At 27.7% G+C, this 13,889-nt stretch carries 8 protein-coding genes; 5 read left to right on the plus strand and 3 right to left on the minus strand.

All coding sequences use genetic code 11. From position 1 onward, the window contains the following. Positions 1-75 precede the first annotated feature (75 nt). The 3 genes from KGF46_RS02020 (at position 76) to KGF46_RS02030 (ending at position 4,786) form a co-directional block, all read left to right on the plus strand. Entirely contained in the window at positions 76-753 is a 678-nt protein-coding gene (locus KGF46_RS02020; RefSeq protein WP_227827329.1) for an ABC transporter ATP-binding protein, read from the plus strand. After that, on the plus strand, positions 754-3,318 hold the full coding sequence (locus KGF46_RS02025; protein ID WP_227861771.1) for an ABC transporter permease: 2,565 nt from the start codon (positions 754-756) through the stop codon (positions 3,316-3,318). Positions 3,319-3,511: 193 nt separating this feature from the next. Beyond that, positions 3,512-4,786, plus strand: a complete 1,275-nt coding sequence (locus tag KGF46_RS02030) for a 4Fe-4S dicluster-binding protein (RefSeq protein WP_227861772.1) — start codon at positions 3,512-3,514, stop codon at positions 4,784-4,786. A gap of 189 nt (positions 4,787-4,975) precedes the next feature. Here KGF46_RS02030 and KGF46_RS02035 read toward each other — a convergent pair whose 3' ends face one another. Next, complete coding sequence (locus KGF46_RS02035) at positions 4,976-8,020, minus strand: serine hydrolase (protein ID WP_227841920.1); 3,045 nt, start codon at positions 8,018-8,020, stop codon at positions 4,976-4,978. Positions 8,021-8,227: 207 nt separating this feature from the next. On the opposite strand from KGF46_RS02035, the gene KGF46_RS02040 reads away from it, so the two are divergent. After that, positions 8,228-8,527, plus strand: a complete 300-nt coding sequence (locus KGF46_RS02040) for a rhodanese-like domain-containing protein (RefSeq protein WP_227827333.1) — start codon at positions 8,228-8,230, stop codon at positions 8,525-8,527. A 284-nt stretch (positions 8,528-8,811) separates the two neighbouring features. On the opposite strand, the gene KGF46_RS02045 is transcribed toward KGF46_RS02040, so the two are convergent. Both KGF46_RS02045 and KGF46_RS02050 read right to left on the minus strand, forming a co-directional pair. Continuing rightward, positions 8,812-9,381, minus strand: coding sequence for a TetR/AcrR family transcriptional regulator (locus KGF46_RS02045; RefSeq protein ID WP_227841919.1), 570 nt, complete (start codon positions 9,379-9,381; stop codon positions 8,812-8,814). A 207-nt stretch (positions 9,382-9,588) separates the two neighbouring features. Continuing rightward, complete coding sequence (locus tag KGF46_RS02050; RefSeq protein WP_227841917.1) at positions 9,589-11,817, minus strand: YhgE/Pip domain-containing protein; 2,229 nt, start codon at positions 11,815-11,817, stop codon at positions 9,589-9,591. Positions 11,818-12,108: 291 nt separating this feature from the next. On the opposite strand from KGF46_RS02050, the gene KGF46_RS02055 reads away from it, so the two are divergent. Next, the gene (locus tag KGF46_RS02055) at positions 12,109-13,884 is read left to right on the plus strand and encodes an ABC transporter ATP-binding protein (protein WP_227827336.1); all 1,776 of its coding nucleotides are present in this window, start codon (positions 12,109-12,111) and stop codon (positions 13,882-13,884) included. Positions 13,885-13,889 lie beyond the last annotated feature (5 nt).

Here is a 13,889-nt window from a genome sequence, read left to right on the forward strand (position 1 = left end):
TAATATTTAATTCACTTTATAGTAATAGCTTGAGTCTAATATATGAAGTATAGAAGATAAATATTGGAGGTTGTTATGGAAATTTTAAGAGTAGAAAATCTAACCAAAAGCTATGGTAAAAATGAAACAAAAGTCGATGCAATAAAAAATGTAAGCTTGTCTATCGAAAAAGGTGAGTTTATAGCAATAACAGGGCCAAGTGGAAGCGGAAAGAGTACATTATTACACTTATTGGGAGGTGTTGATAGACCTACTAGTGGTAATGTTTATATAAATGATGTAGATATATATAATCTAAAAACTAAGGATTTAGCAATCTTTAGAAGAAGAAATATAGGTCTTATATATCAATTCTATAATTTGATTCCTGTTTTAAATGTCAAAGAAAATATATTACTTCCAGCAGAGCTCGATAATAGAAAGATTGATAAAGAATACTTGAATGATTTAATGAAAACATTGGGTCTAAGCGACAGAGAAAATCATCTTCCTAATCAATTATCAGGAGGTCAGCAACAAAGAACATCTATAGGGCGTGCTTTAATTAATAGACCATCTATAGTATTAGCAGATGAGCCAACAGGTAATCTAGATAGCAAAAACTCAAAAGAAATACTAGAACTATTAAAAGTATCAGTAAAAAAATACAATCAGACATTAATAATGATAACTCATGACAAAAACATAGCACTTCAGGCGGATAGAATTATAGGCATAGAAGATGGAATTATAAAAAGTGATGAGGTGATGTAAATGAATCTATATACATCCCTAACTGTTAGATACCTAAAACAAAATAAAAGACGAACTATTGTGACTATAATTGGAATAATACTTTCAACTGCATTAATTTGTGGTATAGGTAACATATTTGAAAGTTTTATGGATTATCAAATAAGAGAGACCATAAAAAATGATGGAAGTTATCATGCTAAATTCTACAATGTAAACAAAAAAAATATAGACTATGTAACAAAATCAGCTGAGATAAAAAGTTATGCACTTACTAATCAACTTGGATACTCTAGAATAGAAGATACTGTAAACGGTATATTAAGCATTAAACAATATGATAAAAATGCTATGGAAGGATATAGAGTTTCTATAAAAGAAGGTAGATTCCCAGCTAAAGGTGGAGAAATTATTTTAAGTGAAAATATAGTTAATCTTATGAAGAAAAAGCTAAAAATAGGAGATAATATAACCTTAAAAGTAGGTGACGTGCTTGATAGAAATAACAAAAAAATTGATGATATGAGTGTATTTCATGAAGGAGATTATATTGCAAATGAAAAAGAAAAGACGTTTAAAATTGTAGGTATAATTAAAAGACCAGGATTTGAACTCACTGACCAAATTGCTACTGGTTTAACTTACTTTAATCCTATAGATAATAAGAAAGAGACAGTGAATATATCAATAACAGCAAAAAATCCTAAAGATATATATGAAATAACAAGAAAAATAAGTAATAATATATATACAAATAAAGATAAAGCATCAAACTCTGAAATGATAAAATACAATGAACATTTATTGAGATTACAAGGAGCTAGTAAGTATGCAAATATAAATAGTTCTATAAAAGCTATAATTACTATGGTAACTATTTTAGTAATTATATGTACAATTGCTACAGTATATAATTCTTTTAGTATTTCTATAACTGAACGAAAAAAGCAGTTTGGAATATTAAATTCTATAGGAGCTACAACTAACCAAATTAAAAGATTAGTTTTTATTGAAGGTATTATAATTAGCTGTATTGGTATACCAATAGGTCTATTGTCTGGAACAGTAGCTATAGATTTAGTATTTAAAGCTATAAATAAATATCTTACGGAATCAGTTGTATCACAGATGGGTTTACAAATAATATATAATCCATTAATAATAATTATCAGTATAATAATTGTTTTGCTTACAATTTTCATATCAATTCTCCTACCTGCAATAACAGCTTCTAATATTTCTCCTCTTAGTGTAATAAGGAGCAGTGGAGATTACAAAGTAGGTAAGGTTAAAAATTCGAAACTTATTAGATTAGTTTTTGGAACAGAAGGTGTACTTGCATATAAAAGTGTAAGAAGAAATAGAAAGAAATTTATTGTGACACTTTTTTCTTTAATAGTAAGTATAGTAATATTTATATCTTTTAGCGGATTTATGGCGAATTTCTTAAAAGGTGAAGAAATCAGAAATTCTCAAAGAAACTACGATTTATATTTAAGTTCAAGACAAATATCCAAGTCTATGGATGATACTATAAATAAACTAAAAAATATATCTGGAATAAAAAACTTTGAAGTAGCTGTAGGAGAGTATATTTCTATAGGAGTAGATAAGGATAAAATAAATAAATCTAAAGAAAATCTAATTAAGGATTATTATCAACAACGTAAGGTTGGAGATAGTTATGTATATGAGTTTAACAACAACGAACTAATTTTTCCTGGAGAAACTGCAATACAAAATAAAACAAAAAACTTAATAAAAGGCTCTTTTGATAAAGAAAGAGCGATTAAAGAAAATGGAGTGATATTTGTTAGAAAAAGTTACTTTGAATCAAAGGGTAAGAAAGGAGTAATAGAGCTAACTAATTACAAAGTTGGAGATACTGTAATTTGTGAATATACTGGCGAAAATGATTCAAAGAAAAAAGTAAACATAAAAATTCTTGGTATAACAGATGAAGAACGTCTAGGAATGGGTTATCAAAATATGGGGTTGCAATTTATAACTTATGATGAGGTTGCTGAAAATATGGATTTAAAGTTAGAGAAAGGTATTGTCTTTATTGACTCAGGGGGGAGTGCTCAGACTAGGAAGAGTATAGAGTCTTTGGCTAAGAAAAATAATGTCAATTTCCATGATGAAAATACAAGTGACAAAAGTGCAAAGCAAAATTTAAAAGCTATTAAAGTTTTTGTATATGGGTTTATAGTAGTGATATCTCTAGTAAGTGTTACAAATATACTAAATACAGTAAGTACAAGTATAAATCTAAGAAAAAGAGAACTAGCGATAATACAATCAATAGGTGTTACTCCTGTAGGCTTTAGAAAAATGATATACTTAGAAAGTTTTATCTATGGTATTTTATCTTTATTGTTTGGCGTACCAATTGGTATTGGGATGATATTAATTATGAATAAATTAGTTTCAGGTGTAATTGAATTTTCTACAGTTATACCATGGACAGCAATTGTCATATGTATAGTGAGTGTTTTTATAATAACCTTTATAGCAGCATATATACCTATGAATAAATTAAATAAGGAGAATATAATAGATAATATAAGAAAAGAAAGTATATAAATTATTATTAAAACCGTTTAATTGGTATAAACTATAATTATGCTGATTAAACGGTTTTTATTTATATAAGAAATCTAATAAATAAATTGCTAGAGGTATTTAACTATTTAGAAAGAATTGGTATTATATAAAGTAGGAGTTTAGATAATAAGGAAAGATATTTGATTCTATTGGAAAACAAAAGAAAAAGAAGGTGATTAATATTTCTCATATAACTGCTAAAAACATGTATAAAAGCTTAGAAGAGAGAATAAATAAATTTCCACAGGGTGCTCCACCATCCGATACATTATACAAAATATTAAATGTACTTTTTACAGAGCAAGAGGCAAAATTAGTGGCACAACTTCCAATAAAGCCTTTTAGAGTAAAAACAGCAGCTAAAATTTGGAGTATAAGTGAAAGTGAAGCATATAGGGTGCTAGATAAGTTAGCTAGCAGGGCACTAATACTAGATATAGAAGATAAAAAAGGTAAAAAATATATAATGCCTCCTCCAATGGCTGGTTTTTTTGAATTTGCCATGATGAGAACAAGACATGATATAGACCAAAAACTTTTATCAGAACTTTACTATCAGTATATGAATGTAGAAGAAGACTTTATTAAAGATTTATTTTATTCAACAGAAACAAAACTTGGAAGAGTTTATGTTCAAGAAGAAGTATTGACTAATGATAATGAAGTAAGTATTTTAGATTATGAAAGAGCCACTCATATAATTGATGAATCGACTCAGATAGGTATAAGTATGTGTTATTGTAGACATAGAATGCAACATGTTGGAAAAGCCTGTGATGCTCCTATGGATATATGTATGACATTTGACAATGTAGCTAATTCTTTAATAAACAATAAATTTGCAAGACGTGTAGATAAAGTAGAATGTAAGGAATTACTTCATCAAGCATATGAACATAATTTAGTTCAATGTGGAGAAAATGTTCGAAAAGGAGTTACATTTATATGTAATTGTTGTGGTTGCTGTTGTGAGGCATTAGTAGCAGCAAAAAGATTTGGAAATCTTCATCCAGTGCAAACAACTAGTTTTATACCAAATATAAACCATGAAAGCTGTGTAAAGTGTGGTAAATGTATAACTGCATGTCCAATAGATGCAATAAGTAAAGTAAAAGAAAATGATAAAGAATATATAAAAATTGATGAGGATAGATGTCTAGGTTGTGGAGTTTGTGTTAGAAATTGTCACAAAAATAGTATTATGCTATTAAAGAGAAATGAAAAAATAATAACTCCTGCAAATTCAGTACATAGAGCAGTTCTCATGGCAATCGAGAAAGGGCAATTACAAAATTTAATTTTTGATAATAATGCCTTAGCTAGTCACAGAGCTATGGGAGCGATACTATCAGCCATATTAAAACTTGAACCAGCTAAAAAAGTTTTGGCTAGTAAGCAATTAAAGTCAGTATACTTAGATAAATTACTAAGTATGAATGATAAATAAAGATTAATTTAAAAATACTCAAAGTATTTTGACTTATCTATGACTAAAGAAACTTATCATGAGGTATATTATCAGTAGTAAAAAGAATGAAATATTTAAGCTTTATTTTTATAGATATACATTTTATAATTGAAATAAAAACGGGCTATATTCAAATAATTTTATTTGAATATAGCCCATTTCAAAATGTTAAGCTATTTCTTTAATTTGTTTAAATGAATTTTCATTTCCATTTCCACCGATTTGTGTTACTGATTTAAATCTCATAGTTTTAAATAGTTCTTTTTGACTATAGTCTAGTAAATTTCCTACTAGTATTACAGGCGATTTAGTTTTTCCAGCTAAAACCCCAACAGATAAACCGTCTATTAAATCATCTTGTTTATTGATTCCATTTTTAGCAACATATAGATTGCTTATAGTAGAATCTTTGTAAAACTCTTTTATTACTTTTGCATTTGTTTCATTTCTAGTGCTACCTGATATTCTTTGTGGATTTTTAAGTTTACTTTCTATATTTTTAGAAACTGTGTATTCTCCACCAATTATATAAGACTTATCTATTTTTTTATCTTTGAATAAATTATTTATTTCAGTTATATTACTATTTTCATTAGTAAGTATTATAGGCATATCATTTTGAGCTGATGCTGCACCAATACTTACTGCATCTGCTAATCCTTTTTCACCATTAACTACTGATATTTTTGATACATTACTAATTCCTTTTAATTCTTTAGCAAGATTCAGAGAAGTCTCATATCTATCATTTCCTGAAATTCTAGATACAGAGATATTATCTGACTTTATAGTATCTAAAGATTTTTCGTTTACAGAAGCTTCACCACCAATTACATATACATTTTTAACTTTTAATCTCTTTAATTCAGCTAAAGTCTTTTCATTTATTTGAGAGCTTCCAGTCAACAAGATAGGAGCATCTTTTTTATATGCGAATGGTGTTGCAGCCAAAGCATCTGCAATTGCAGAGTCATTTATTAAAACGGCGTTTTCAGCATTTTCCCAACCTGCTTGGCTTATTTTGATAGAAGTTTCATATCTATCAGTTCCTGTTAGTGCATTTGCATTTACTTCATCTTGGTATGTAACTTCAAATCTAGCATTTGGACTTCCTAAGAAAACTATTACTCCTCCTTTTGGCAATCTAACTCTATTATTCTTTGTTACTAAAGAGTAGTTTACAGGAGTTCCTTTATCATCATAAACTGCAAAAGATGAATTTTGAGGAAGATTAACTTCTATTTTTTTGTTTGCTATATCATCACCAATTTTGTACCATTTTGCATAGCCATTTGAATCTAGTTGATATGTGGAAGATTTTTCTGATGATAAACTAGTTAGGGAATCTTCACTTACATATGTTTGTGTTGCGAATTTTAAGTATTCTGTACCATTTTCTTTATACAGTTTAATATCACTCAAGTCACGACCCATTACACCAGGGATTTCTATAAAAGCATTTGAATTATTCTCATCTACTATTTTAGTATTAGCTAAAAAACCTGGAGTTTTATCAGAAATACCAAGAATTGCTTTAACAGAACCAAACATATAGTGTTGAGAAGTATATTTTTCATCTACTAGATAGTAACCTTTTTCACCTCTTTTTTCCCATGCTTCTTTGACACTATTTGATATATTATTGCTATCTACCTTTTGAGCTACATAGTATAAACTTGCTGTCTGACCTAATCCAGGAACATCATCATAAGAGCTCATATTTAAATATGTGATATTATTTTTTTCTTTTACAAATTTTAGGCAACTATTACCTTTTTCAGATACAAATCTATCTTGACCTATGTATACATATTTATCTTCAGGTCCATTTTCTATGTAAGGAGAAGATACTGTTAGAGTACCATTATCATTAACATCAACTTTTAGCATATTTGAAGAAGCATAAAGTCCACTATTTTCTTTTAAATAACTTGGCATTTTGACTTGTTGTGGCTTACTAAATGTTTTATCAGGTTTTATTTCCTTAATTTTACCTTTCTCTTTTAATGCAGATAGTAAAATTTCTTGCCCAATTACTTCGTTAAGTTGACTACTTCCACCAGAAGAAACAACTGCAACTGCCATATTTTCATCTGGAAGCACTGTAAGATTACTATGGAATAATAAGGAATCCCCACCTTTTGTAAGTGCTTTTAGATTATATTGATTAAATGGATAAGTGTTGACACAATCCCATCCTAAACCATATCCAAGTATAGAGTCTTCTCCTTCAGGCCATAGACCATTTAAATATTCTTTATTTTCCATAGCTTTTACTGAAGTAGGAGAAAGAATCCCATTTGATTTTTTCATAAATGTTTGTGCAAATGTACATAAGTTTTCTGCACTTGAATATAAACCACCCATACCTATAGTATTAAAGTTATCTTGTGGAACTGCATCTTCCCAATAAGGTACATAGGCTTTTGCAAGTCTTGAACTGTCAAAACTATTTTCTGGAGTTTTTGTATTTTGTAAGTTAAGCGGATTATTTATGTATTTATCAAGAAAATTAGTAAATGACATACCAGATACTCTTTCTACTAAAATTTCAGCTAAAGTAAATCCATCATTACAATAAACAGAAAAAGCTCCTGGCTTAGCTTTTAATCTTTGTTTCTTTAATTCTTCTAAGAAACTATCATGGCCATAAGAATCATTGTCTCCTAATAAAAGGGCATTTTTTAAACTACTTCCCATTAACCCTGATGAGTGATTTAATAACATTCTTGGAGTGATTTCTTTGTATCTATCATCAGCCATTTTAAATTCAGGTATATAATTTACTACAGGAGTGTCTAAATTTAATTTTCCCTCTTCAACCAACTTCATAACAGCTGTTGTAGTAAATACTTTACTGATAGATGCAATATTGTACATATTATCCTTAGTTAAATTTTTATTATCTTGTTTGCTGTATACTCCACCATTTCCAGAAATCTCAATTTTACCATTATCAATTAAAGCATATTGAGCACTTACAGCGCCGTATTTAGATAATAAAGTTTGAATTTTTTCTTTAGCAAGAGCTCTAGTTTTTGTGTAAGACTCCGAACCTTTACTATAATCATTTAACTCTATATCAGAGCTTTGATACTTATTGGAACTATTTTGTGTATCATTATCAGCAAAAGTAATATTTGGAGTAGCTGTAAATAGCATACTAAGTACTAATGTGCTAGATAATAACTTACATAATCTTTGCTTAAACATATTAAATTACCTCTTTTCCCTTTTAATAATTATAATTAGCATAACATTCTTAATTGTTTTAATCAACAGATTATTGTTTGAGAAAAGTGTATTTATGATAAGTATACATTTTATATATATGAGAAAAATAAAAATATAATATTTTGTTATCTGATAAAAAATAAAGGGTATAAGTAATATATAAATAAAATGGAGGAATCTTAAATTATGTACAAGACTATAAATAAAAATCAACTTGAGGAAATGATGAAAAATGAAAAAGATATTTTATTGTTAGATGTAAGAACTAAAGATGAATTTAATGAAAGTAAAATAGAAAATGCGATAAACATATCTTTACAAGAGTTAATTAATAGTATAGATGAAATTTATGACTATAAGGATAAAAAGGTAATAGTTTATTGTAGAAGTGGCCATAGAAGTGTTACTGCATGTAATTTGTTAGCTGAAGAAGGTTTTAAGAATTTGTATAACTTAAAATCTGGAATAACTGATTATATGAATTAAATGCTTAGGTTGTGTTAGGTGAAGTAATTTAATATTAAATTTCTATGATATGCTTTTATAAATTATAAAGAAAATAAAGCTAGAATATCTGTAAAAGTGATATTTATTTTTTAGAGGGAGAGAACTACAAAGGATTAATGTAACTGCAAGTTCATCTAAAGATATACAGAGTGATATAAAAAGTGTCAATCTGTATATCTTTAGAATAGAAGTGAAAGATAGAATGTAATGCTAAATTATGTTTGTAAAATATATGTATCTCTGATTGTTGAGCAGATATATATTTAAACATTCATAAGATGAGTTAGGAAAGAACGAATTCTTTCTATCTTTTCATCATTAGAAATGTCATTACGTAGTAATATACCTTGTTGACCATATACACAAAAGTATGCTGTTGTATCGGAATCAGGAATATTAATTTCTCCTCGAGAATTAGCTAGTTCAATTTGTTTTTTTACAATTGGCACAAGCTTCTCGCAGACTCTCAAAGATAACTGGTCGTGAATTTTTTTGTTTTGTTCTCCATGACATACTTTGTAATAAAGATTATCATCAGTTTCTATATCAATAAATGTTGGTGCTTCTTCAATTATTTGTTTCAATGTTTTATTTTTATTGTTTAGTGTAGGTAGCATTTTATCTACTAAAGTTTGTGCATACTGGTCTATAGCACTATCAAATAAGATTTCTTTTGATGGAAAATAACGATAACACAAACCTTGTGCAACATTCATATATTTTGCAATATCAGTAATAGAAGTTTTTTCATATCCATTTTCATAAAATAACTTCATTGCAGTATCTAAAATTTCTTGTCTACGCTCATTAGGTTCTTTAGTAATACGTGGCATATAGCATCCTCCTTCTGATTTCAAGTACATAATAGCATATGGCATTTTGAAAGTCAATGAATGAATATCAGTCATTTATAAGTAATTATGAGGGATAGCTTATTAACTAGAAACTAGAAAAAGGTAGTAACTGAGAAGTTACTACCTTTAATATAAACTTAAACTATAGATTATTTTTATAGGATTTTTAAAGATATAATAAAGTGTCTAATGTCCAGTTAAATTACTATCACCAAATTTTTTGTTAAATGGTTTTATAACTCTATTTATAGGACCCTTTAGAAGCACATTTAAGCAGATGAACAAAATCATAAATAATAGTAATACTAATATATCTTTAATTAAATTTGGAGGATATATACCACCAACAGCTTCCCTTGTGGCACCTATTGCGTAAGTAAATGGCATTATAGGATTTATTCTTTGGAAGAATGTAGGTGTAACTTGTATAGGGAATGTACCACCAGAAGAGCCAATTTGTACGACTAGTAGTACTATTGCAATTGCCTTTCCTATATTTCCAAATACAGACACCAAAGAGTAAACTATAAAATTAAACACCATACTAGTAAACATGAGTAGAATTATTAGTAAAATTGGATGCTCTGCTGTTACTCCTAATAATAATATATCTCCAGTTCCAATTATAAATCCTTGAACGAGAGCTATACTTAAAAAAGTAAGTCCTCTTCCAAAATAAATCTCATAAGGCTTATAGTTTCCATGTACAGATGTAGATAATAATGCTGAAAGCAGTAATATACCTACCCATGTAGAAAGAACACTATAAAATGGTGTCATTGCAGAACCATAGTTGGCAATTGGATATAATTTTTCTGTCTTTACTTCAACAGGTTCCTTTAAAAAGTTTGATTTTGTCAATATATCACTTTCAAGTAAGTTAACTAGCTTTTTCATATCCTCACCATTGCTAATTTTACTTAAAGTATCAACTAAGTCATCTAACATTCCTTTTGCCAAAGGAAGTTTTTCTCTTATTAATGATATACTTTCTTGTGCATTTCCTGAAAGACTTAAAGAAGTAGTAAGAATCTCTTCAACCTTTGGAAGTTTTGCTTCTGCTTTATCTAAAACAGTAATTATATCATTTGCCACATTTATGCTTTTTTCAAATATACTGTTTATAGGTTTTGATATTTTTGAGTCAAAATTATTTAAAATATTTAAATTAATTCTTCCTATACCATTTGATAAGCTTAAAACGTTATTTAAGGCACTTATAGAGGGCTGTTGCCCAGATATAACCTTATCTTTAATATCATTTAATGTTGATATAGAAGAATCTATTTTATTGCTGGAATCTTCAAGGCTATTTATTACATCATCCAGTCTATTGTTTGATGTAAGCTGATTCAATTTAGTTAAAAAATCTTCTAAAGTATCATTTAAAGATTGTAAGTTAGAAAGTTTTTCTGATAAATTGTCTATCAATTTAGGTACATCTTCACTTCCACTGTTCACTGCATCTATTAAATTTAATGTAAGAGAAGATGCAGAGGATGAAAGGTCAACCATTAAATTTAAATCAGACTTTATAAGAGGAGAAAGTTCATCTACATTGTTATTTGTATCCTCTAAGAATTTTTTTACATCACTTGATAATAATTTTGTATCGTTTAAAGTCTTTTTAATTGTAGGTAAATCAGCTTTAATATCTTTAACTGTACCTGATAGCTTTGAAGTAGCATCAGCAGCTAAATCGACAGTCTTATTTATATGGTCAAATCTTTTTTGAAGGTCGATAAGAGAACTTTCAACCTTTGTTAGTTTTGGAAGCCCATGTTCAATTCCTGCACCAACTCCATTTGATACCCCAAGAACTATTTCACTCACTGTCTTTATTATTGTTTGATTAACTTGTAACTGTATTGCAGAAGCTCCTTTGTCAGTAATCTTTGGTGCAACTGCATTTATCTTTTCATTTACTGTATAGATAAGCTCACCCTTTTTAACATCATCTGTAATTAGGGAAGTTAAATCTTTTGTGAAATTTTTTGGAATCTTAAGTGATGCATAATAAGTACCTTTTTTAACACCTTCAAGAGCCGTTTTCTCATCTACAAACTGCCAACCTAAACTTTTATTATCTTTAAGTTGTTCAATTAACTGGTCTCCGATATTAATTTTCTGTCCTGCTATCTCATTACCTTTATCTTCATTTGTTACTGCTACAAGCATATTAGCAGTACTCCCATATGGGTCCCAAGATGCTTTTATATTAAACCAAGCATATAAAGATGGTAAAAAAGCAAGTCCTACAACTATTATAAGTACTGCATAATTTCCACGTATATCTTTTAGGTCGCTTTTAAAAATTTCTAATATATTTTTTAAACCCTTTGAAGGTCTTAAATTTTTCATATTATTCCAGTTTAAAACTTCTTTTAAAGCATTTGTTTTTTTCAAATGTCTCACCTCCTGAATATTTTAATAGATAAAAAAGTTAGATTTATAATCAATTTTAAATTATATTACTTTTTACACAAATAGTAAAGTTAAAGTTTTGTCTTAATTTTAATACATATATATTATATATAATAGTATGCTATAAATATATAAAAATATGGGAAATAAAAACAAATAATTTATAAAATATATAGTATAAAAATTAAGAATAAATCAAATATTTATAATTGATATAATCAATTAAATTATTGATTGTGATATACTTTTAATAGTGAGAAAATGCTATGAAGGGATGATTGAATGAGGTATTTTAAAAAATATATAAAAAAATATATAGTCTTGTTTTTAACAGCAATATTTTTCTTAACATTGGAAGCTTTTTGTGATTTGGCACAACCAACTATAATGGCTAAAATAATTGATATAGGGGTTTCAAATAAGGACTTAGACTACATATTATCAACAGGAGCTTTAATGATAGGTATAACTTTTTTAGGAGCAGTATTTTCAATAATAAGGAGTATAATCTCAGCAAGAGTTTCTCAGTGTTTTTCTTATGATTTAAGACAGGATGTATTTGAAAAGATAAATACATATTCGTTGAAGCAAGTAGATAAGTTTGGTAGAGCCTCACTAATAACAAGAATTACTAATGATATTAATCAGATACAATTATTTGTTCATGGAATGATGAGAGTTTTTATAAAATCACCAATTATGTGTATAGGAAGTTTAATTATAGCAATAAAATTAAATTTAAAAATGTCAATAATTATTTTAATTGCAGTTTCAATTATATTTATTATAATATTGTTTAATATGAAGATTGGATATAAGTTATTTAAAAAAGTACAAGAAAGTACAGATAAAATAAACTCAAAATTGAGACAGTTTTTAGGTGGAATAAAGGTAGTTAAATTATTTTGTAGGTATGATTATGAGAATAAACGTTTTGAAGAATTAAATAATGAACTTTTTCAAAATAGTAGAAAAGCTACAACAATGATGTCATTTTTTAGACCAACAATTACAATAATTATTAATATTGCTATAATAATAATATTGCTGATTGGGAGATATTTAATTTATTCTGGAGAAATTAAAATTGGAATTATAGTTGCCTATGTAAACTACATGACTAGAATATTAACATCACTTATAATGATTTCACATGTTTTTAATGTTTTTGTGAGAGCAAAAGCTTCTTATGAAAGAATAAGTGAAGTCTTGCTTGATGAGAATGAAGAAGTGATTATCAAAAATACTGATTTAGATGGTAAAGAAAGAGAATTAGAATTTATAAATGGTGATATAATTTTTGAAAATGTAGACTTTTCGTATAATAAAAATATAGATGAGAAGATATTAAAAGACATATCTTTTAAAATAAAAGAAGGGCAAAATATTGGCGTGATTGGCCAAACTGGTTCAGGAAAGACTTCTTTAATCAATTTAATCCAAAAATTATATATGGTTGATAAAGGAGATATTAAGATAGGAGAGCATAGCATATATAGTATATCTAAAGAAAGTTTAAGAGAAAAAATAGGTGTAGTTTTTCAAAATAGCAGTGTGTTTGGAAAGAGTATATCAGAAAATATAATTATGGGAAATAAAGATATAAGTGAGGAAGATGTTGTAAAAGCATGCGAAATAGCAAATGCAAATCAATTTATAACAAAGCTTGAAGATTCTTATGATGAAGTTTTGTTTCAAAGGGGTAAAAACCTATCAGGAGGACAAAGACAAAGAGTTACAATAGCTAGAGCTATAGCAAAAAAACCACAAATATTAATTCTTGACGATTGTTTTAGTGCGATGGACATCAATACAGAAACAGTTATAAGGAAAAATATAAAAGATTATATAAATAATTTAAGAGAAAATGAAAACAAGAAATGTACTATTATAACTATTTCACAAAAAATTAGTTCTATAATTGACTGTGATAAGATTTTAGTTTTAGATGAGGGAGAGGTGGTTGGATTTGCTGCACATGAAGATTTACTGGTTAGTTCTCCAACTTATAAAAAGATTTTTGAGTTGCAAAATCTAGTAAATGAAGATGTAAATTAAGGAGG

It is taken from the genome of Clostridioides sp. ZZV14-6153 (genome assembly GCF_020657855.1).
In the GTDB taxonomy this organism is placed as follows: Bacteria; Bacillota; Clostridia; order Peptostreptococcales; family Peptostreptococcaceae; genus Clostridioides.

What these genes read in the sequence shown, in the direction of transcription:
- KGF46_RS02020 (WP_227827329.1), top strand. Translation starts at nt 76, where the DNA reads ATGGAAATTTTAAGAGTAGAAAATCTAACCAAAAGCTATGGTAAAAAT.
- KGF46_RS02025 (WP_227861771.1), top strand. Translation starts at nt 754, where the DNA reads ATGAATCTATATACATCCCTAACTGTTAGATACCTAAAACAAAATAAA.
- KGF46_RS02035 (WP_227841920.1), bottom strand. Translation starts at nt 8,020, where the DNA reads ATGTTTAAGCAAAGATTATGTAAGTTATTATCTAGCACATTAGTACTT.
- KGF46_RS02040 (WP_227827333.1), top strand. Translation starts at nt 8,228, where the DNA reads ATGTACAAGACTATAAATAAAAATCAACTTGAGGAAATGATGAAAAAT.
- KGF46_RS02045 (WP_227841919.1), bottom strand. Translation starts at nt 9,381, where the DNA reads ATGCCACGTATTACTAAAGAACCTAATGAGCGTAGACAAGAAATTTTA.
- KGF46_RS02055 (WP_227827336.1), top strand. Translation starts at nt 12,109, where the DNA reads ATGAGGTATTTTAAAAAATATATAAAAAAATATATAGTCTTGTTTTTA.